This is a genomic window from Streptomyces sp. NPDC104309, from assembly GCF_055584025.1.
The window spans coordinates 135647-156445 of the sequence record NZ_JBVJMV010000012.1 but is presented as its reverse complement, the minus strand read 5'-3'; the positions used below and the strand labels follow the sequence as shown (position 1 = coordinate 156445).

At 71.2% G+C, this 20799-nt stretch carries 18 protein-coding genes; 8 read left to right on the top strand and 10 right to left on the bottom strand.

Annotation, left to right across the window (positions count from 1 at the left end):
* Positions 1 to 99: 99 nt before the first annotated feature.
* The 5 genes from ACZ68L_RS19570 to ACZ68L_RS19550 form a co-directional block, all read right to left on the bottom strand.
* Complete coding sequence (locus ACZ68L_RS19570; protein WP_469578526.1) at positions 100 to 558, bottom strand: PIN domain-containing protein; 459 nt, start codon at positions 556 to 558, stop codon at positions 100 to 102.
* Positions 548 to 817 (bottom strand): type II toxin-antitoxin system Phd/YefM family antitoxin, encoded by a 270-nt coding sequence (locus ACZ68L_RS19565; RefSeq protein ID WP_469578524.1) that lies wholly within the window; start codon positions 815 to 817, stop codon positions 548 to 550. The genes ACZ68L_RS19570 and ACZ68L_RS19565 overlap by 11 nt, the downstream gene beginning before the upstream one ends.
* A gap of 233 nt (positions 818 to 1050) precedes the next feature.
* The gene (locus tag ACZ68L_RS19560) at positions 1051 to 2379 is read right to left on the bottom strand and encodes a M20/M25/M40 family metallo-hydrolase (protein ID WP_469578521.1); all 1329 of its coding nucleotides are present in this window, start codon (positions 2377 to 2379) and stop codon (positions 1051 to 1053) included.
* Positions 2376 to 3758, bottom strand: coding sequence for a cytosine permease (locus ACZ68L_RS19555; RefSeq protein WP_469578518.1), 1383 nt, complete (start codon positions 3756 to 3758; stop codon positions 2376 to 2378). Before ACZ68L_RS19555 ends, ACZ68L_RS19560 begins: the two co-directional genes overlap by 4 nt.
* On the bottom strand, positions 3758 to 4711 hold the full coding sequence (locus ACZ68L_RS19550; RefSeq protein ID WP_469578516.1) for a DUF1177 domain-containing protein: 954 nt from the start codon (positions 4709 to 4711) through the stop codon (positions 3758 to 3760). The genes ACZ68L_RS19555 and ACZ68L_RS19550 overlap by 1 nt, the downstream gene beginning before the upstream one ends.
* 175 nt (positions 4712 to 4886) lie before the next feature.
* Here ACZ68L_RS19550 and ACZ68L_RS19545 point away from each other — a divergent pair, with 175 nt between their 5' ends.
* Both ACZ68L_RS19545 and pepE read left to right on the top strand, forming a co-directional pair.
* Positions 4887 to 5717 (top strand): IclR family transcriptional regulator, encoded by an 831-nt coding sequence (locus ACZ68L_RS19545; protein ID WP_361445032.1) that lies wholly within the window; start codon positions 4887 to 4889, stop codon positions 5715 to 5717.
* 82 nt (positions 5718 to 5799) lie between these two features.
* Positions 5800 to 6528 carry a dipeptidase PepE gene (pepE, locus tag ACZ68L_RS19540; protein ID WP_469578513.1) on the top strand — a complete coding sequence of 243 codons (729 nt, stop codon included), beginning with the start codon at positions 5800 to 5802 and terminating at the stop codon, positions 6526 to 6528.
* Positions 6529 to 6597: 69 nt separating this feature from the next.
* Here pepE and ACZ68L_RS19535 read toward each other — a convergent pair whose 3' ends face one another.
* Positions 6598 to 8412, bottom strand: a complete 1815-nt coding sequence (locus ACZ68L_RS19535) for an MFS transporter (protein ID WP_469578511.1) — start codon at positions 8410 to 8412, stop codon at positions 6598 to 6600.
* Positions 8413 to 8744: 332 nt separating this feature from the next.
* On the opposite strand from ACZ68L_RS19535, the gene ACZ68L_RS19530 reads away from it, so the two are divergent.
* The 3 genes from ACZ68L_RS19530 (at position 8745) to ACZ68L_RS19520 (ending at position 13783) form a co-directional block, all read left to right on the top strand.
* Positions 8745 to 10922: an acyl-CoA dehydrogenase gene (locus tag ACZ68L_RS19530; RefSeq protein ID WP_469578506.1), complete on the top strand. Its 2178-nt coding sequence runs from the start codon at positions 8745 to 8747 to the stop codon at positions 10920 to 10922.
* Positions 10923 to 10988: 66 nt separating this feature from the next.
* Positions 10989 to 12185 carry a lipid-transfer protein gene (locus ACZ68L_RS19525; protein WP_469578709.1) on the top strand — a complete coding sequence of 399 codons (1197 nt, stop codon included), beginning with the start codon at positions 10989 to 10991 and terminating at the stop codon, positions 12183 to 12185.
* Positions 12186 to 12352: 167 nt separating this feature from the next.
* Complete coding sequence (locus ACZ68L_RS19520) at positions 12353 to 13783, top strand: MFS transporter (protein ID WP_469578505.1); 1431 nt, start codon at positions 12353 to 12355, stop codon at positions 13781 to 13783.
* A gap of 24 nt (positions 13784 to 13807) precedes the next feature.
* Here the strand turns inward: ACZ68L_RS19520 and ACZ68L_RS19515 are convergent, their stop codons facing one another.
* The 4 genes from ACZ68L_RS19515 to ACZ68L_RS19500 all read right to left on the bottom strand — a co-directional run bounded on the left by ACZ68L_RS19515 (position 13808) and on the right by ACZ68L_RS19500 (position 17472).
* On the bottom strand, positions 13808 to 14446 hold the full coding sequence (locus ACZ68L_RS19515; RefSeq protein WP_469578503.1) for a response regulator: 639 nt from the start codon (positions 14444 to 14446) through the stop codon (positions 13808 to 13810).
* 130 nt (positions 14447 to 14576) lie between these two features.
* A complete protein-coding gene (locus ACZ68L_RS19510; protein WP_469578501.1) occupies positions 14577 to 15788 on the bottom strand; it encodes a sensor histidine kinase in 1212 nt (403 codons plus the stop codon).
* Between the two features lie 11 nt (positions 15789 to 15799).
* Positions 15800 to 16522, bottom strand: coding sequence for an ABC transporter permease (locus tag ACZ68L_RS19505; protein WP_469578498.1), 723 nt, complete (start codon positions 16520 to 16522; stop codon positions 15800 to 15802).
* Positions 16522 to 17472: an ABC transporter ATP-binding protein gene (locus ACZ68L_RS19500; protein ID WP_469578495.1), complete on the bottom strand. Its 951-nt coding sequence runs from the start codon at positions 17470 to 17472 to the stop codon at positions 16522 to 16524. Before ACZ68L_RS19500 ends, ACZ68L_RS19505 begins: the two co-directional genes overlap by 1 nt.
* A gap of 276 nt (positions 17473 to 17748) precedes the next feature.
* On the opposite strand from ACZ68L_RS19500, the gene ACZ68L_RS19495 reads away from it, so the two are divergent.
* The 3 genes from ACZ68L_RS19495 to ACZ68L_RS19485 are packed head-to-tail and all read left to right on the top strand — an operon-like array spanning position 17749 to position 20734.
* The gene (locus ACZ68L_RS19495; RefSeq protein WP_469578491.1) at positions 17749 to 18621 is read left to right on the top strand and encodes a MaoC/PaaZ C-terminal domain-containing protein; all 873 of its coding nucleotides are present in this window, start codon (positions 17749 to 17751) and stop codon (positions 18619 to 18621) included.
* Between the two features lie 43 nt (positions 18622 to 18664).
* The gene (locus ACZ68L_RS19490) at positions 18665 to 19741 is read left to right on the top strand and encodes a Zn-dependent alcohol dehydrogenase (protein WP_469578490.1); all 1077 of its coding nucleotides are present in this window, start codon (positions 18665 to 18667) and stop codon (positions 19739 to 19741) included.
* A gap of 51 nt (positions 19742 to 19792) precedes the next feature.
* Positions 19793 to 20734: a 3-oxoacyl-ACP reductase gene (locus ACZ68L_RS19485; RefSeq protein WP_469578488.1), complete on the top strand. Its 942-nt coding sequence runs from the start codon at positions 19793 to 19795 to the stop codon at positions 20732 to 20734.
* Positions 20735 to 20799: the final 65 nt, after the last annotated feature.

The window sequence follows — 20799 nt, the reverse complement described above, 5'->3', positions numbered from 1 at the left end:
TACGCGTTCGACGGCGCCCCATCGTGCCGTACACCCCCGCCGAGGGCATCGGCGGGGGCGTACGAGGGGTGAGCCCGGGTCACGGCACGCCCCGACGGCCTATCGATCGTGGAGGACCCGTGGTCGCGTGACGGGGACAACAGTGAGCAGGTCGTCCAGCCCCTTGAAGTCGTCGGGGTTCGTGGTGAAGAGCGGAAGCTCCTCGGCGATGGCGATGGACGCGATCATCAAGTCGGCCACCCGGCGCCGCGGTTTGCGGCCGGCACCGATCACGGCAGCACAGACCCTGCCATAGATCCGGGCTGCCTCCGCGTCGAAGGGGATCGGGTCGAACTCGTTCTCGGCGCGCTGAAGGACATCGAGCCGTCGGGCCCGCTCGGCGTATTCGTCGTAGTCGTCCTGCTCTTCGTTCCGCCGCACCTCGTGCGGTCCGGCGGAGAGCTCGGCCAGGGTGATGGCGCTGATCGCCACCTCGGCGGGGAGTTCCTCGGGATTCACCCACCTGCGAAGAATCATGACGTTGGTGTCGAGCAGCCCCTGGTCGTACTCAGCGCGCATAGGGATCGTCCGGCCTCTGCTCGGCGGTGGCCTCCTGATCCGCCCGGAAGGCGTCCAGCGAGAGGTCGGGAGAAGTGCGGGACATGGCGGTGAACTCGCCGCGCGGGACGAACCGCCTGCGCCGGCGCAGCGGGATCAGCTCGCCGATGCGATGTCCGTCCCGCGTGACGGTGAACGCCTGCCCGTCCTGGACGGCGTCCATGATCTCTTTGGACCTGTTGCGCAGGTCGCGTTGAGTGATCTCCTGCTGTGCTGCCATGGCATCCACAGTAACGTGCGGTGCTACCAGGTGCCACTGGATGTCACACCCGACGCGGAGCCGCGGTGGCCTCTCACAGCCAGAGCGGGACGGCCACGGAGAGCACCTCGAACTGAATGTCGACCCCTGAGTGGCGCCCCGTCATGCCGTACGCCCCCGCCGAAGGAATCGGCGGGGGCGTACGAGGGGTGAGCCCGGGTCGGGGCGCCCCCGGCGGGGCTGCGATGTGGAGGTCAGCAGCTCTGCCAGAGTCGGGTCATGACGCGGACGCCGAAGCGCAGGCCCTCCAGCGGGACGCGCTCGTCCACGCCGTGGAAGAGGCGGCCGTAGTCCAGGTCGTGCGGGAGCTTGAGGCCCTTGAAGCCGAAGCAGCGGATGCCGAGGTGGGTGAAGGCCTTGGCGTCGGTGCCGCCGGGGTTGCAGTACGGGACCGGGTGCCCGTCCGGGTCCTCGGCGCGTACGGCCGCGCACATGGCGTCGACCAGCGGGCCGTCGAACGTCGTCTCCATCGCGATGTCGTGGTTGACCCACTCGCGGCTGACCGACGGGAGGAGGAGCTTGTCGATCGTGTCGACCAGCTCCTGCTCGTGGCCGGGCAGGAAGCGGCCGTCCACCCGGGCGGTCGCCTTGCCGGGGATGACGTTGGTCTGGTAGCCCGCGTTGAACATGGTGGGGTTCGCGGAGTTGCGGAGCACCACCTGCATGAAGTCGGAGACCGGGCCCAGCCGCTCCAGGCTGCCCTCGATGTCGTCCTCGTCGAACTCGACGCCGTAGAGGCGGGCGGCCTCTTCGAGCAGGGCGCGGACCGGTTCGATCAGACGGATCGGGAAGGTCTCGCGGCCGATGCGGGCCAGCGACTCGGCGAGGTCGGTGACCGCGTTCTCGTCGTTGGGGGACGAGCCGTGGCCGGCCCGGCCGGTGGCGGTGAGTTCCATCCAGGCCATGCCGCGCTGGGCGTTCTCGATCGGGTAGAGGCGACGGGTGTCGTCGATGGCGAAGGAGAAGCCGCCGCCCTCGCCGATCGCCTCGGTGACGCCGGAGAAGAGCTCGGGGCGGTGCTCGACCAGCCAGTGGGCGCCGAACTTGCCGCCCGCCTCCTCGTCGGCGAGGAAGGCGAGGACCAGGTCGCGGGACGGCTTGGTGCCGGTACGGGCGAAGTGGCGGGCGGTGGCCAGCATGACGGCCACCGTGTCCTTCATGTCGATCGCGCCGCGGCCCCAGAGGTAGCCGTCGCGGATCTCGCCGGAGAACGGCGGGACCTGCCACTCGGAGGCGTCGGCGGGGACCACGTCCAGATGGCCGTGGACCAGGAGGGCGCCGCGCCCTGAGTCGCTGCCCGCGATGCGCGCGATGACGCTGGCGCGGCCCGGCGCCGACTCGACCAGTTCGGAGTCGATGCCCACCTCGGCGAGGCGGCTCACCACCCAGTCGGCGCTCGCGCGCTCGTCGCTGGTGGGGTTGGAGGTGTCGAACCTGATCAGCTCGGCGCAGAGTCCGATGACCTCTTCCTGTGCCTCGTCGGAGGCCGGGACGAACGAGGCGGTGGGGTCGGGGTTGCTCATGCTGCTCCCACAGTGGTTGTCGCGCGGGCGGCGGGGGCGTCCTCGTCGTCCAGGGTGGAGGTGCCGTACGGCCTCACCCAGCCCAGCAGGCCGAGGACGCTGTACAGGATGAAGGCGGTGGCCAGCGAGTTCAGGGCCGGGATGCCGCCCTCGTAGAACTTGCCGACGCAGAACGCCGCGATCCAGATGGCGATGGACATCGGTACCCAGGTCGGCGAGGTCTTGGGCAGGGTCTCGGACTCCCGGGTGTCGTCCAGCGGCTTGCGCATCCGCTTCACGACCCAGTACTCGGCCACGATGATGCCGCCGATCGGCGGGATCGCGACGCCGAGGATGGAGAGGAACTCGGTGAAGTGGGTCATGATCCCGACCGCGGACAGGAGCGTGCCGGCGATGCCGAGGACGATGGTGACCGCGCCGCGGTGGATCCGCTTGCCGAAGACGACCTGGAAGAAGTTGACGACGCCCAGCGAGGAGCCGTACAGGTTCCAGTCGTTGATCTTGGCGGTGGACATCAGCACCACGATCACACCGAAGGCACCCGAGGTGGAGAGCACGATGTGCGAGACCTCGTTGCTCTTGACCAGGTGGCCCAGGAGCACACCGGTCATGCCGACGATGTACTCGGAGAGGATCATCGACGAGGCGCTCTGCAGGAAGACGTGCGAGCCCTTCCGGTTGTACCGGGTCATCTCCGGGGCCACGATCGCGCCGGTCATGAAGCCGCCCGCGATGGCGGTGGCGGCGACGGCGAGCGGAATCGTCTGGCCGGGGGCCGGCGAGTGGATCAGGTCGCTGAGCGAGTGGTCCTTCAGCGTCGAGATGATCGACCAGGCGACCATCGCGAAGAAGAGCGGCGTGACGATCTTGGCGAAGACGGCCATGTACTTGAAGCCGAAGATCACCAGTGCGGTGATGGCGATGCCCGCCAGCACGCACCACATCCAGGACGGGCCGCCGACCAGCGCCGAGACGCTGTTGCCGAAGATCGTGTTCTGGACGCCGAACCAGCCGACCAGGCTGACCGCGATGACGAAGCTGACCAGCGCCGAGCCGTTGCGGCCGAAGCCGACCCAGCGGGTCAGCATCGGGGTCGCCAGACCCTCGCGCATACCGGCCAGACCGATCGCGAAGATCACGATCTCCAGGATCACCGCGCCGAGCGTGAAGGCGAGGAAGGCGTTGCCGAAGGTCATACCGACACCGATGGTGGCGCCGAGGGTGAACTGCGAGACCGAGCCGGACTGGGCCAGCCACTGCAGCAGCATGGACCAGAAGCCGAAGCGCTTGTCACGCGGGACGCGGGAGAGCGCGTAGTCGTCGCTGCCGATGCTCTTGGCCTCTGGGACCACGGCCTCGGCCTGCGGGGCGGCTGCCATCAGGACTCCTGGGGTGTGCGGCCGAGGGTCTGCAGGTGTGCCAGCGACCCGTAACGGCTGACGAGGTTGTCGAACTCCACCGCGTCGTGGAAGTCCAGGTGGCCGCTGCCGTAGGTCTTGGCGACCTCCACGGCGTAGCGGGCGGCGGACGCGATGTCCGTCTCGTGGCTCGCGCCCGTACCGCAGCCCGGTACCGCGGCGGCCGAGGTGATGGCCAGGCCGACGACCGGAGCGGCCGTCGCGGTGGCGGGCTGCAGGATCGAATTGATGTGGTGTGCACCATTACCGTACGGGGTGATGTCCTGCGTGGTCACGGGGTACGTGACCAACGGCTCACCGGTCACCACGGCCAGCAGCTCGCCGAGCTGCTCACTGACGCGGAGCACCCAGCCCTCCTTGACGGTGGGCGACAGGGCGAGGCCCTTGTGGTTGATGATCCGGTTGCCCTTGGTGGTGTCGATGGAGAGCACGGCCTCCATCTCGCCGGTCACCTCGTGGCGGTTCATGGTGGCGATGTCCACGGGCGAGCCCATGAAAGGCACCGGGTCGTGCGGCTCGGTCGGCGCGTCCGGGCAGATGTGCGTGGCGACGATCACGTCGCCGGGCAGCACGTCGCCGCGGCGGCGCATGTCGAGCAGCTTGGCGGCGGTGGCGAGGGCGGCGACCGCCCCGTCGGCGTCGGAGACCATGCCGGTCACCTCGGGCCGGGCGCCGATGCCGCCGAGTCGGCCCACCACACCCAGCGTGCGGGCGCTGCCTCCGGACGTACGTCCTTGGGAGCCGGGGATGCGGACCATCACGAAGTCCGTCGAGCCCCGCTCGCCGGTGACCGTGGTGACCTGGGCGGACGATCCCTCGGCCCCGCTCACGGAGTCGAGGTACTCGGCGACCGTCTTGCCATTGACCTGGGGATCGTCCAGCAGCTCGACGATGTCCAGTACGTACTTCAACATGGGGGGCCTTTCTCACTCATCCGGACACCCGGGGCGGCGCAGTCCGGGCACCCGGGCCGAGGCGCTCGACGGGAAAAGCGCGGGGCGGGGTGCTGAGGCAACATTCGGGATCGGATAGCGTTGAGCGCAACTGTTTCCCGTTATTTGCAATTCAGGTCTGAATGGTGAGATGACGATGGCGGACTTCGATCTGGACCGGCGCACCCCCGCCGGGGCGCTGCAAACCGTCGACCGGGCGCTCCTGGTGCTGCTCGCCTTCGAGCGGACCCGGCCCGACTGGGGCGTCACCGAGGTCGCCGAGGAGTTCGGCTGGGACACCTCGGTGGCCCAGCGGCTGCTCGCCACCCTCGCCGGGCGCGGCTTCCTGGTCTCCGACCCCGCCACCCGGCGCTACCGCATCGGCCCCGCCGTGCTGCGCCTGGGCAGGCTCTGGGAGCGTTCCGGATCACTGGAGCTGCTGGCCGGACCGGTCCTGGAGGAGCTGCGCCGGGTCACCGGCGACACCGTCCTGTTCTGTCTGCCGGACAGCTTCCACATGCGGTGCGTCGCCGCGGAGGAGGGCGAGGCCGGGCCGCTGCGCTACTACCCGCTGGTCGGCGAGCTCTACCCGGCGCACGCCGGGGCGACCAGCAAGTCGTACTACGCGTATCTGCCCGACGAACAGCGCCACCGGCTCTTCCGGGGCCGTCCGATGGCCCGCTTCACCGACCGGACGGTGACCGACCCGGACCGGCTGGAGGAGGAGTTCCTCAAGGTCCGCGCCCAGGGGTACGCCTGGACGGTCGGCGAGTACGACACCGGCATCGCGACCGTCGCCGTGCCGGTGTTCCTCGGGCGGGAGCCGTACGGGAGCCTCAGCCTCGGCGGCGCCGAGGAACTCTTCCGCGGCGCGCCCGAGGACCGGCTCGACGCCCTGCGCCACGCGGCCCAGCTGCTGGAGCGGCGGCTGACCCAGCCCCCGCAGCGGCCGAAGCCCCGCGCCCGCCGCCCTCGCACCGACCGCTGATCCGGAACAGAACCAAGAACCGGAACAGAACCAAGAACCAAGAACCAAGAACAGAACCAAGAACAGAACCAAGAGGAACCCCGTGAATCTGCTGCTGCTCTCCAACTCCACCCAGTACGGGCGCGGTTATCTGGAACACGCCCTCGACACCGTCACCGCGTTCCTGCCCTCCGGCGCCCGGCTGGCCTTCGTCCCCTACGCGCTCGCCGACTACACCGCGTACACCACACGCGTCCGCGACGCCCTCGCGCCGTCCGGCATAGGTGTCCGAGGAGTCCACGAGAACGCCGACCCGGTCGCCGAACTCGCCGCGTCCGACGCCGTGTTCATCGGTGGCGGCAACTCCTTCCGGCTGCTGAGCGCCCTGTACCGGACCGGTCTGCGGGACGCCGTGATCGAAGCGGTGCGCGGCGGGCTGCCGTACATGGGAGCCAGCGCGGGGACGAACATGGCGGCGCCCACCCTCCGTACGACCAACGACATGCCCATCGTGCAGCCGCCGTCCTTCGAGACCCTCGGCCTCGTCCCGTTCCAGATCAACCCGCACTATCTGGACCCGGACCCGGGGAGCACCCACAAGGGCGAGACCCGCGAGGAGCGGCTCACCGAGTTCCTGGAGGAGAACGACGTACCGGTGCTCGGCCTGCGCGAGGGTTCCTGGCTGCGGGTCGACGGGCGCCAGGCCCGGGTGCAGGGTGCCCGCCCCGCCCGGCTGTTCACCCGCGGCGCGCTGCCGCAGGAGCTTCCGGCGGGGTCGGACGTCTCTCATCTGCTCGCGACGACACCGCGGTTCGACGCTCCGGTGCGCTGAGCCTCTTTGTTCGGGCCAGGCCGGACCAGGCCGGCCAGGGCCGGGCCGGATCGGCCCGGTCGGCCCGGATCAGGGCGCGGTGCCGGGGCCCGCGAGCCCGGCGTGATCCAGGCGAGGGGCCCCGGCCGTCAGCACCAGATCGGCGTCGACCGGCAGCCCGTTGCCCGGGTAGGCCGCCGGGCGGGCGCGCGGCGCGTACCCGGCGGCCGATCCGGCCAGCACGTAGTTGCCGCCGGACGGGGCGGCCAGCATGTAGTGGCCGTCCTCGTCCGCCACGGTGAGACCGGCCTGCCGGCCCCGGTGGTCGATCAGCGTGACGTTGGCGCGGGCCACCGGCGCACCGTCCGCGTCCAGCACCCGGCCGCGGAAGCCGCCCGAGCCGGTGACCGGTCGGGAGACGGAGCGTGCGGGGGCCGGCGCGTCGTCGTCGCTGCTCGCCAGCAGGGCCGGGCGCATCGCCTCGCGCCGCGACGGCAGGAACGAGGCCAGCACCAGCCCGACCACCACCGCGCCCGTCGCGATCAGGAACGAGATGCGGAACCCCTCCATCGAGGGCAGCGACACCCCGCCCGTCCGTACCGATGTGTTGGCCAGCACCATGCCGATCACGGCACTGGACACCGACGTGCCGATCGACCGCATCAGGGTGTTCAGACCGTTGGCCGCACCCGTCTCGGACGGATCCACGGCTCCGATGATCAGCGCGGGCAGCGAGGAGTACGCGAGTCCGATACCGGCCCCGAGCACCACCGCGATCACGACGGTCTGCCAGGCGGCGCTCATCAGCCCGAGCCCCGCCCCGTAACCGATCGCGATGATCAGCATGCCGAGCATCAGGGAGACCTTGGGGCCCCGGCGGGCGGACAGCCGGGCGTACAGCGGGGCGATGAACATCATCGTCAGACCCAGCGGCGCCACGCACAGCCCCGCGACCACCATCGACCGGCCGAGCCCGTACCCCGTCGACTCCGGCAGCTGGAGCAGCTGCGGCAGGACGAGCGAGACGGCGTAGAACGCGACCCCGACCATGATCGAGGCGAGGTTGGTGAGCAGCACCTCGCGCCGGGCCGTGGTCCGCAGATCGACCAGCGGGGCCGGGCTGCGCAGTTCGAAGAGGCCCCACAGGACGAGGATCACCAGGGCGGCGGCGATCAGTCCGAGCGTGCTGCCCGAGGTCCAGCCCCAGTCACTGCCCTTGGTGACGGGCAGCAGCAGACACACCAGACCCAGGGAGAGCCCGAGCGCGCCGACCACGTCGAACCGCCCGGGGGCGCGCAGCGTGGTCTCCGGTACGACGAGGACGGTGAGTGCCATCGAGAGCACGCCGAGACCGGCCGCACCGAAGAACAGGGTGTGCCAGTCGGCGTGCTGGGCCACCAGCGCGGCGGCGGGCAGCGCGAGTCCACCGCCCACCCCGATCGAGGAGCTCATCAGCGCCATCGCCGAGCCGAGCTTCTCGCGCGGCAGTTCGTCGCGCATGATGCCGATGCCCAGCGGGATGGCACCCATGGCGAAACCCTGGAGCGCGCGCCCCACGATCATGATCACGAGATCGTCGGTGAAGGCGCATATCAGGGAACCGACCACCATCACGGCGAGACTGGCGAGCAGCATCTTCCGCTTGCCGTAGAGGTCGCCGAGCCGCCCCATGATCGGGGTCGCGACGGCCCCCGCGAGCAGGGTCGCGGTCATCACCCAGGTGGCGTTGGACGGATCGGTGTGGAGAAGGGCGGGCAGATCCTTGATGACGGGGACGAGCAGGGTCTGCATCACCGCGACGGTGATTCCCGCGAAGGCGAGTACGGGGACGACCCCGCCGCCCGCCCTGCGCGGCTGCGGATCGGGGAGTTCCCCGCTGTGCTGTTCGTTCGTCGTCTGTGGCATACGTGCGGCCTCCGGGCGGCGTGATCGAGGGTGTGAAGCGGGGTGCGGGTCCGGCGCGGGCAGCGCCGACCGCCAAGTATGTGCAGGGTGAAACCTTCCTTGTCGCCGGGGTATTCCGGTGAACGCGGCGCGAAGGGGGCACGACGGCGCGAACGAGGCATGGCCGCGCATTCGGCCCGGAGCGCGCGCCGATCCGGCCGCCCCGAGCCGCCCCTCCGGCCGTCCGTCGGACACTCTTGCGGCTGTCATCCGGTGCTGTGCTGACCTTCCGTCAGAATGAAACGTGTTCTACTCTTGCGCCGTTCCAGTGGCTGCGACCGGCGAGGATCCGCATGGGCATCGGAATCACCGAAGAACAGAAGGAGTTGGCGCAGGCCGTACGGGGGTGGCTGGCACGCGCCGTACCGCCGGAGGAGATCCGCAAGCTCCTCGACGCCGACACTCCCGGCACCCCCGGCGTGCGCCCCGGATACTGGGACGGGCTCGCCGAACAGGGCCTCCTCTCCATCCATCTGCCCGAGGCGTGCGGCGGCGGAGGCGGCCAACTCCTCGATCTGGCCGTGGTCCTGGAAGAAGCCGGCCGGGCCGCGCTCCCCGGCCCGTACCTCGCGAGCGCCCTCGCCTCCGCCGTACTGCACGCGGCGGGCGCGGACGAGCTGGTACGCGACCTCGCGGCCGGTACGCGCATCGGCTCCATCGCGCTCGGCCCCGGCACCCTCACCGCCGTGGAGCACGGGGACGGCCATCTCCTCGACGGCGCGGCCCCGCCGGTCCTCTCCGGCGCCGACGCCGACCTCCTCCTACTCTCCGCCGAATCGGCCACCGGCACCCTCTGGTTCGCCGTCGACGCCGCCACCGAAGGGCTGACCGCCCGCCCGCACCGCGGCGCCGACCCGACCCGTCCCACGGCCGAGATCCGTGCCGAGGGCGTACTCGTCCCCGCGGAACGCGTCGTACGGACCGACACCGCGCACGTCCGCGACCTCGCCGCCGTCCTCTTCTCCGCCGAAGCCTGCGGAACCGCGGCCAGGGCGCTGCACACCGCGGCCGAATACGCCAAGGTCCGCGAACAGTTCGGCCGCCCCATCGGACGGTTCCAGGGCATCAAGCACCTCTGCGCCGACATGCTCGTACGGGTCGAGCGGGCCCGTGCGCTGGTGTGGGACGCGGCGCGCGCCGCCGACGAGGAGGACCCGGACGTACGGTCCATGGTCGCCGCCCTCGCCGCGTCGGACGCCCTCGACGCCGCCTACAGCTGCGCCAAGGACTGCGTCCAGATCCTCGGCGGCATCGGTTTCACCTGGGAACACGACGCCCATCTGTATCTGCGCCGGGCCCTGGTGGCCCGGCAGCTGCTGGGGGCCGGCGACGCCCACCGGCTGCGGGCCGCCCGGCTGGCCGAGGGCGGGGCCCGCCGCGAGCTCGTCCTCGAACTCCCCGCCGAGGCCGCCGCCCACCGCGCCGAGGCGCGCGAGGCCGTCGCCGCCGCCCGGGGCCTCGACCCGAAGGCCGCCCGCCGCGCCCTCGCGCCCACCGGCCACGCCGCCCCGTATCTCCCCGCCCCCTACGGTCTGGGCGCCGGACCCGTCCAACAACTGGCCGTACAGCAGGAGTTGAAAGCTCAGGGAGTGAAGCTGAGCGATCTCGGGATCGCCACCTGGGTGGTGCCCTCGCTCCTCGCCCATGGGACGCCGCAGCAGCAGGAGCGCTATGTGCTGCCCACCCTGCGCGGTGAACTCCTCTGGTGCCAGCTGTTCTCCGAACCCGGCGCGGGCTCCGATCTCGCCTCGCTCCGCACGAGGGCGGAGCGGACCGACGAGGGCTGGCGGATCAACGGGCAGAAGGTGTGGACGAGCGCCGCCCGGTCGGCCGACCACGGCATCCTGCTGGCCAGGACCGACCCGGACGCCCCCAAGCACCGGGGCCTGAGCTACTTCCTCGTCGACATGAAGAACACCGAGGGCATCGACATCCGCCCGCTGAAGGAGATCACCGGCGACTCCCTCTTCAACGAGGTGTACTTCGACGACGTCCTGCTGCCCGCCGACGCCGTCGTCGGGCAGATCGACGACGGCTGGCGGGTCGCCCGCAACACCCTCGGCAACGAACGCGTCCACATGGCCGACCAGATGACCTTCGACACCGGCCTGGAGGCGCTGATCGCCCGCTCCGGCGAACTCGACGGCACGTACCGGGCCCGCATCGGAGCACTCGCCGCCGAGGCCCACGCACTCGCCTGCATCGGACTGCGGACCACCCTGCGGCAGGTGTCCGGCCTGGAACCGGGCGCGGGGGCCTCCGTCCGCAAACTCGTCCAGACCACCCATCAGCAGAAGGTCGCCGAACTGACCCTCGAACTCCTCGGCCCGGCCGGCGCGGTCGGCGAAGGCGCCGGGGAGCGGGCCGTGCACGGCTTCCTGATGTCCCGCTGTCTGACCATCGCGGGCGGCACCACCCAGGTTCAGCTCAATGTCGTCGCCGAGCGCATCCTCGGCCTCCCGCGCGATTGAAGGGACTTGCCCATGAAGCCCACGAAGCCCATGGAGTCCACGAAGCCGATGAAGCCGATGAAGCTCATGAAGGCGTACGTCGTCGGTGTCGGCATGACGAAGTTCGAGAAGCCCGAGACCCGCGACTGGCAGTACTGGGACATGGCGAAGGAGGCCGGGACGGCGGCGCTCGCCGATGCCTCGCTCACCTACGAAAAGGTCCAGCAGGCCGTCGTCGGCTACTGCTTCCAGGCCTCCACCGCCGGTCAGCGCGCCGTGTACGGACTCGGGCTGACCGGAGTGCCCGTCTACAACGTCAACAACAACTGCGCCACCGGTTCCACCGCGCTGATGACGGCCCGGCAGTTCGTCGAGGGCGGCGGCAGCGACTGCGTCCTCGCGCTCGGCTTCGAGAAGATGGCGCGCGGTGCGCTCGGTGGCGGTGGCGCCGACGGCGGCGCCTCGGACTTCAAGACGTCACCGGTGGCCCGGCACTACGGGATCATGGCCGCCGCCCACGGCTTCGAGATGAGTCCGCCCACCGCCCAGATATTCGGCAACGCGGCCCGTGAGCACATGGAGCGGTACGGGACGACCGAGGCGCAGCTCGCCGCGGTCGGTGCGAAGAACCACCGGCACTCGGTGAACAACCCCTACGCCCAGTTCCAGGACCCGTACACGGTCGAGGAGATCCTCGCCGCGAAGACCATCCACCGGCCGCTGACCAAACTCCAGTGTTCACCCACCTCCGACGGGGCGGCCGCCGCCGTCGTCGTGTCGGAACGTTTCGTCGAGAGCCACGACCTGGGCGACCGGGCGGTCGAGATCGTCGCCCAGGCCATGACCACCGACACCGACGACTCCTTCGCCTCCGGCACCTGCATCGACGCCGTGGGGCAGCCGATGTCGCGCGCCGCCGCCCAGCAGGTGTACGCGGCCTCGGGGCTCTCGGCCGGCGACCTCGACGTCATCGAGCTGCACGACTGCTTCTCCATCAACGAACTCCTCACCTATGAGGCGCTCGGCCTGTGCGGCGAGGGCGAGTCCGGGAAGCTCGTCGAGTCCGGGGCCACCACGTACGGCGGCCGGTGGGTGGTCAACCCGTCCGGCGGGCTGATCTCCAAGGGGCACCCGCTCGGCGCCACCGGAATCGCTCAGGCCGCCGAACTCACCTGGCAGCTCAGGGGGGAGGCACGGGGCCGGCAGGTGAAGGACGCGCGGGTCGGCCTGGCGCACAACATCGGGCTCGGCGGGGCGGCGGTGGTGACGCTGCTGCGGCGGTAGCGAGGCGATCAGCGGACGTCAGCGGGCGATCGGCGGAGGTCGCCGGGCCCGTCGGCGGGGGCCGGCGGGCCGGTGGGCGGGGCGATCGGCGCGCGGCCCGCTGCGCCGCCGGACCGAGCCGGGGTCGGTCCGAATACCGATGTACGAGCCCCCGAACGGCTGCGAGGATGACCGTCATGGTTGACGTCACGACGCCCGCACCCCGGCTGCACCGGCCCAGGACCCGCACCTGGGCGGCGGTACTCGCCGCCTGTACCGGCCAGTTCCTCGTCGTGCTCGACGTGTCCGTCGTCAATGTCGCCCTGCCGTCCATGCGCTCCGACCTCGGGATGAGCGCGGCGGGGCTCCAGTGGGTGCTCAACGCCTACTCGATCGCGTTCGCCGGATTCATGCTGCTCGGCGGACGGGCCGCCGACATATACGGGCGCAAGCGGATGTTCCTCATAGGCCTCGGGCTGTTCACCGCGGCCTCCCTGGGCGGCGGACTCGCCCAGGAGGGCTGGCAGCTGCTGGCCGCCCGCGCCGCGCAGGGGCTCGGTGCCGCCGTGCTCGCCCCCGCCACCCTCACCCTGCTCACCACCGCCGTCCCCGAGGGCCCGGCCCGGACGAAGGCGATCGGCACCTGGATGGCCGTCGGCGCGGGCGGCGGCGCGGCGGGCGGGCTGATCGGCGGAGCACTCACCGATCTGCTCTCCTGGCGGTGGGTCCTGCTGATCAACGTCCCGGTCGGCGTGCTCGTCCTGGCCGGTGCCGCCCTCTGGCTCGCCGAGGGCCGGGCGGGCGACCGGCGGCGGATCGACTTCCTGGGCGCGGTCCTCGTCACGGCGGGCCTCGCCTCCGTCGCGTACGGCATCGTGCAGACCGAGGAGTCGGGCTGGACCGCCGCCGCGACCCTGGTGCCGCTGCTCGGCGGGGTGGCCGTGCTCATCGCCTTCGTGGCGGTGGAGGCCTGGACCGCGGAGCCGCTGATGCCGCTCAGGGTGCTCAGGGAACGGGCGGTGACCTCGGCGAACGCGGCGATGTTCGTGATCGGTTCCGCGACGTTCTCCATGTGGTACTTCATGACCGTGTACGCCCAGTCCGTGCTGGGCTACACCCCGCTGGAGGCCGGACTCGCCCTGATGCCCACGTCGTTGGCCATCGTGCTGGGCTCGAAGTGCGCGCCCCGTGTCATGGCCCGGGTCGGTGCGAAGAACCTGGCACTCATCGGTACGACCGTCGCAGCCGCGGGCTTCGGCTGGCAGTCCACGATGGGGGCCGACGGCTCCTACCTCACCTCGGTCTGTCTGCCCGGCGTCCTGATGATGGCCGGTGCCGGCCTGGCGTCCACCCCGCTCGCCTCCCTGGCCATCACGGGCGCGGCCCCCGGCGAATCCGGTCTGGTGTCCGGCCTCGTCAACACCTCCCGCACGATGGGCGGCGCGCTCGGTCTCGCCGCGCTGTCCACCGTCGCCGCGGCACGCACCGCGGGCGGCACCGGGCCGGCGGAGCTCACCGCCGGGTACGCGCTGGCGTTCCGCACGGCCGGCACGGTGCTGCTGGGCGGACTGCTGCTGATGGTGCTCTGGCTGCCGCGCCACCGGTCCGCTCGGCACTGACCCGGACAGGGCCGTCCCGGCCTCCTACAGCCACCCCTGCTGCCGCGCCGCGCGCACCGCCTCCATCCGGTTGCGCGTACCGGTCTTGCCGATCGCCGACGACAGGTAGTTCCGCACCGTCGACTCGGACAGATGCAGCTTCGCCGCGATGTCGGCGACCGTCGCCCCGTCCACCGAGGCGTTCAGCGCGTCCCGCTCCCGCGCTGTCAGCGGGCTGGGACCGGCGCTGAGCGCGGCGGCGGCCAGCGCCGGGTCGATCACCGTCTCGCCCCTCAGCACCCGGCGGATCGCGTCGGCGAGCTCCTCGACCGGTCCGTCCTTGACCAGGAACCCCGCCGCCCCGGCCTCCATCGCGCGGCGCAGATAGCCGGGGCGGCCGAACGTGGTGAGGATCAGCACCCGGCAGTCCGGCACCTCCGCGCGCAGATCGGCGGCGGCGTCCAGACCGCTGCGGCCCGGGAGCTCGATGTCCAGGAGCGCCACATCGGGGCGGGACAGCAGCGCGGCGTCCACGATCTCGTTCCCGGCGGCCACCTGGGCGACGACCTCGATGTCCGGCTCCAGACCGAGCAGCAGGGCGAGCGCACCGCGCATCATGCCCTGGTCCTCGGCGAGGAGGACGCGTACACACTTCGCGGGCCGCCCGCCGGGCATGTCAGTCATACGGCCAGCGTCTCAGACAAGGGGCGGTACGGCGGTGAACGTCGCCATACCGATGGACCGCTCGCCCCGGCGGCTGTTCCCCGGGAACGGCACACGAACGGACCGCGCCGGACGGTGTCCCGGGGCCCGTTCACCGGCTCCGCGCGCGGGTCGAGGCCGTGGCGTCCGCGGGATCCGTCCCGCCCGTCCCGTCCACCGGCAGTTCCGCGGTGAGCACGAAGCCGCGCTCCGGCCCCGGGCCCGCCCGGAGCGAGCCGCCCGCCGCGGCGAGGCGCTCGGTCAGGCCGGTCAGTCCGGTGCCGCCGATGCCGGGCGTGGCCGATGCGTCGGGGGCCGATCCGTAGCCGTCGTCCGTGACCGTCAGCCGGACCCGTTCGGACGTGCCGTCGACCACGAACGTGCAGGTGGTGGCGTGGGAGTGGCGTACGACATTGGTGACGGCCTCCCGCACCACCCAGCCGAGCAGCGCCTCCGTCTGCGGGGCGAGCGGCGGTCCCGAGCGGCGGAGCACCGGTTCGATCCCGGCGGCGGTCAGCGCGGACCGGGCCCGGTCCAGTTCGGTGGCGAGGCTTCCCTCGCGGTAGCCGGTGACGGCCTCACGGATCTCGGTGAGGGCCTGGCGGCCGACGGACTCGATGTCCGCGACCTGGACGAGTGCCGCATCCATGTCGCGCGGCGCGAGCCGGCGCGCGGCCTCCGACTTGACCACGATCACGGAGAGCGTGTGGCCCAGCAGATCGTGCAGATCACGGGAGAACCGCAGCCGTTCCTTCTCGACGGCGGTGCGGGCCAGTTCCTGCCGGGTCGCGCGCAGTTCCATCACGGTCTCCGCGAGGGTGAGGATCGCGGCGGTCACCGCGCCCGAGATGAAGGTGCCGTATCCGATGGTCCACGGGTCGGAGCCGCCGTTCCCGCGCCACACCGCGACGAGGGTGGCGACCACGGCGAGCGAGAGCAGCCCGGCGACCAGCCGCCGGTGGCGCAGGATGGTGCCACAGGCCAGTGAGAGCAGCGGGAAGAACAGTAGCCAGCTCCCGCCGTAGCCGATCGCGAGCCCGAACGTGACCGTGGCCATCGCGGCGAGCAGCCAGTACGACACCGGGCTCTCGCGCTTCCTCCTGTCGAAGCCGCGGAACACCACGGAGATGTAGAGCGAGTTGAAGACGAGCAGCCCGAGACCGCCGAGCCAGGGGTTGGGGGTCTCGCCCTGGAAGAGATTGGAGAAGGCGCCCAAGCCCATCAGCAGCCAGGGCAGCAGGGTGTACGGTCCGGGCGGGCCGGGGCGCCGGTCGTCGCGAGATCTGCGCCCTTCCCGCCGCGTGTCCGCTCGGTTCCTGGCCATGTCCACTCCTGTCACACGGTCCTCGCGGACCGACGGTACGAGATCACGGCGTACGCACCGAACAGCAGGAGCCACGCGCAGAGCACGGCGATCGTGCCGGTGCCGGGCGCGTGTCCGTCGGTGGTCGCCCAGCCCAGGTCGGCGAACCGGTTGGCGGGGGTGAACCGGCCGATCGAACGCAGCCACCCGGGAAGCAGGTCCAGCGGGAACCACAGCCCGCCGACGATCGCGAAGCCCATCAGGCAGGCCACGTTGACGACCCCGGTGCCCTGCGGGGTGAGCCGGTAGCCGTTGCCGAGGCCGAGCAGGGTGAACGGCAGCGCGCCGATCCACAGCAGCAGCGTCAGGGTGATCCACTGCCAGGCGTCCAGCCGTACCCCGTTGACCAGTCCGCCGGCCAGCAGCACCGTCAGGATCGTCGGCAGGACGGTCACCGAACCGCTGATCGCCCGGCCCACGACTGCCTGGGAAGGGGCAAGCGGGGTGACCCGCAGCTGCTGCAGCCAGCCGAGCGTCTTGTCGGAGGCGACCCCCGTACCGATCGACATGGCGGAACCAAGTGCTCCGTACGCGGCCATGCCGACCATCGAAGCCGTCTTCCAGCCGTCGACGCCCTCGCCCCCGCCGATGTTGGTGAAAAGCAGATACATCATCACCGGCATCCCGGTCCCGAAGATCAGGAAGAAGCCGTCACGCAGGGTCCGGCGGACCTCCAGCACGATGTAGCGGAACATCACGCGATCTCCTTCTCGGTAGCGGTCGGGGCTGCCCCGGCGGCGGGTGCGGTGAGGGCGAGGAAGGCGTCCTCCAGCGTGGCCCGGGAGACCTGGAGGCCACGGATCAGGCCGAGGCGGGCCAGCTCCACGACGGTGGCGTCCGAGTCGTCCGTGTGCAGCAGCGCCCGGTCCCCGGTCGCCTCGACGGTGACGACGCCGGGCAGCAGTTCCAGGCCCTCGGTCGGCCGGCCCGCCAGGTCGAAGGAGACGAGGCTGCTGCCGGCCGAGCCCCGGATCGTGTCGCCGCTCCCGTCCGCGACGATCCGGCCCCGGTCGATGACGACGATCCGGTCGGCGTTCTCGTCGGCCTCCTCCAGATAGTGGGTGGAGAACAGAACGGTGTTGCCGCGCCGGGCGTAGGCCCGCATCGACTCCCAGAACGTGCGGCGCGCCTCCACGTCCAGGGCGGCGGTCGGTTCGTCCAGGACGATCAGCTCGGGGTTGCCGGCCAGCGCGACGGCGAAGCGGACGCGCTGGGTCTGGCCGCCGGAGAGCTTGTCGACGCGCCGGTCCGCGTACCCGGTGACGCCCGCCAGGGAGAGGGCCTCGGCCACCGGCATCGGCTGCGGGTAGGTCGAGGCGACGAAGGTGATCAGTTCGCGGACGGTCACCCGCTGGATGGGCCGTCCGTCCTGGAGCATGGCGCCGACCAGACCGTCCCGTACCGCCTGCTCGGCGGTCCTGCCCAGCACCCGCACACTGCCGGAGTCCGGCTCGTCCAGCCCCAGCAGAAGGCCGATGGTGGTGGACTTGCCCGCCCCGTTGCGGCCGAGCAGGGCGACGGTCTCGCCGCGGCCGATGGACAGATCGATCCCGTCCACGGCCCGTACGCTCCGCCCCGCCCGGCCGAAGGTCTTGACCACCTCGGTGAGGACCACCGCGGCCGAACTCCCCGTTGTCTGCTTCATGACCACGACGCTACGGAACGGCGCCCGGGGCCCGGCAGGGGTGTGCGTACGGACTTCGCGATGACATATGTCATGGCGGGCGGCGCGGCCGGCAACGGATCTGACGCAGCGTCAGCAGCGGTCTTCACAACTGCTGGGTGCTGCGTTATACATGGGGTCATCGGCTAGAACGCGTTCTAGAACAGGACGCGGCGGCCGGTCCCGCACGACCTCGGTGCGGCCGACGGTGCGGACGGCCGCGCCGAGGTCTTCCCACCATCAAGGAGCGGCTTCCCCATGCCCATTGATGCCGAAAAGGCTGTCGCCGCCGAACCGCGGTCCACCCGGATCAGCTGGGATCACAAGGACGTGCAGCTCTACCACCTGGGGATCGGCGCCGGAGCCGATCCCGACCGGGCCGACCCGGCCACCGACCCCGGCGAACTGCGCTACACCCTGGAGTCACGGCTCCAGGTGCTGCCCTCCTTCGCCACCGTCGCGGGGGCGGGCGCGGGCGTCGTCGGCGGGCTCTCCTCGCCCGGTGTCGACGTCGACCTGGCCGCCGTCCTGCACGGCGGGCAGTCCGTACGCGTGCACCGGCCGATCCCCGTGAAGGGCACCGCCGTACAGACCTCGAAGGTCGCCGCGGTGTACGACAAGGTCAAGGCGGCCGTACTGGTGCTGCGTACCGAAGCCGCCGACGACGAGGGCCCGTTGTGGACGAACGACGCCCAGATCTTCGTCCGGGGCGAGGGCGGCTTCGGCGGGGAGCGCGGACCGTCCGAACGGGTCGCCTGTCCCGAGGTCGCGCCCGACCATGTGGTGGAGCGGCCGATCCGGCCCGACCAGGCGCTGCTGTACCGGCTCTCCGGGGACTGGAACCCGCTGCACGCCGACCCCGAGTTCGCCCGGCTGGCCGGCTTCGACCGGCCGATCCTGCACGGGCTGTGCACCTACGGCATGACGCTCAAGGCCGTCACCGACACGGTGCTCGGCGGCGATGTGACCCGTATCCGCTCCTATCGCACCCGTTTCGTCGGCGTCGTCTTCCCCGGCGAGACCCTCCGCATCCGGATGTGGACCGGCGAGGACCACGTCCGCGTCGAGGTGCGAGCCGTCGAGCGGGACGACGCCCCGGTCCTCGGCGACACCTTCGTCGAACACTCCTGAACCAACTCCAAGAGGTCCACAGGCCCATGAGGGGAGCCGCACCATGCGCGCAGCCGTACTGCACGAGATCGGTCAGGACAAACTGGAAGTCCTCGACGACGTCGAGGCGGTGGGCTTCGGCCCCGGCAAGGTCAGGCTCCGCATCCGGGCCACCGGACTGTGCCACTCCGATGTCTCCGCGATGAACGGGGTGCTGCCGCAGCCCGCCCCCTTCATCCCGGGCCACGAGGGCGCGGGCGAGGTCGTCGACGTCGGCGACGGCGTCACCGGGCTGAGCGCGGGGGACCGGGTGCTGGTCTGCTGGCTGCCCGCCTGCGGGGCGTGTCCGTCCTGCAAACGCGGCCAGACCCACCTCTGCCTGGCCGGCTTCATGAACGCCGGCACCCCCAACTTCAAGCGCCCCGGGGGAGAGGTCTTCGGCTTCGCGGGCACCGGCACCTTCACCGAGGAGGTCGTCGTCGGCGCGGGCTGCGCGGTACCGATCCCCGAGGACGTGCCGTTCGAGATCGCCGCGCTGATCGGCTGCGGGGTGACCACCGGGCTGGGAGCGGCCATCAACACCGCACAGGTGGAGGCCGGTTCGTCGGTCGCCGTCATCGGCTGCGGCGGCGTCGGCATCTCCACCATCCAGGGGGCCAGAGTGCGGGGGGCCGCCCAGATCGTGGCCGTGGACCCGGTGGCCTCCCGGCGCGAGGCAGCGCTGCGGTTCGGCGCGACCGAGGCCGTCCCGCCCGAGGAATTCGCCGACGCCAAACAGCGGATCACCTCGAACGAGGGCTTCGACTACGTCTTCGAGGTCGTCGGCAAGTCCGCCACCGCCCGCACGGCATACGAGAACACCCGGCGCGGCGGCACCCTCTGCATCGTCGGCGCGGGCGCGATGGACGACAACTTCCAGGCCAACATGTTCGAGCTGTTCTTCGACGAGAAGCGGATCCTGCCCTCGATGTACGGCGGAGGCGATGTGCTCCGGTCGTACGAACGGGCCATCGCGTTGTGGCGGGCCGGCCGGATCGACCTGGAATCGATGATCACCCACCGGGTGCGGCTCGACGGCATCAACGACGCCCTCGACCAGATGAGGACCGGCGAGTCGCTGCGTACCTGCATCGAACTCTGACCCCCGCCCCGCTCCCTCCCTGTGTCCACCTGAGAGGACTCCGAGATTCCGATGTCACTTCCCCTGGACGGCATGTCCGCGATCGTCACGGGCGCGGGCCGCGGCCTCGGACGCGCCGAAGCACTGGAACTGGCGGGGCTCGGCGCGTCCGTCGTCGTCAATGACTACGGACAGCCGGGCCGAGACGGCTCCGGCGAGGCGTCCGCGACCCCGGCCGAGGAGGTCGCCGAGGAGATCCGGGCGGCGGGCGGCCGGGCGGTCGCGCACCTCGGCGACGTCTCCGACCACGACCAGGCCCGCGCCCTGGTGGAGCTGGCCGTCGACACCTACGGAAAGCTCGACATCCTGGTCAACAACGCCGGGATCCTGCGCGACCGGATGATCTTCTCGATGACCGAGGACGAGTGGGACTCCGTCATCCGGGTCCACCTCAAGGGCCACTTCAACACCACGCACTTCGCCGCCTCCCACTGGCGCACCCGCTCCAAGGAGTCCGGCGGCCCGGTCTACGGCCGGATCGTCAACACCTCCTCGGAGGCGTTCCTGGCCGGATCGGCGGGTCAGCCGAACTACGCGGCGGCCAAGGGAGGCATCGTCGGCCTCACCACCTCCACGGCCCTGGCCCTGGCCAAGTACGGCGTCACCGCCAACGCCATCTGCCCGCGGGCCCGTACCCGGATGACCGAGGACGTCTTCGCGGGCTTCCAGGAACCGACGGACGGCCGGCTCGACGCGCTCGCCCCCGAGCACGTCTCACCGCTGGTCGGCTATCTGGCCTCCCCGGCGGCCGCCAAGGTCAACGGGCAGCTGCTCGTCGTGCACGGCGGGATGGTCGCGATCGTCGAACGTCCCAAGGTGGCGGCCAAGTTCGACGCGTCGAAGGAGACGTTCTCCTTCGACGAGCTGGACGAGCTGATCTCCCCGTACTACGAGGACCGGCCGCCGAACGAGACCTTCGCCGCGGCGGAGGTGCTCGGTCTGAAGCGGGGCTGATCACCACGGACACGGGTGGGCCCCGGCAGCCGACCGGCTGCCGGGGCCCACCCGTCCCTCGTCGA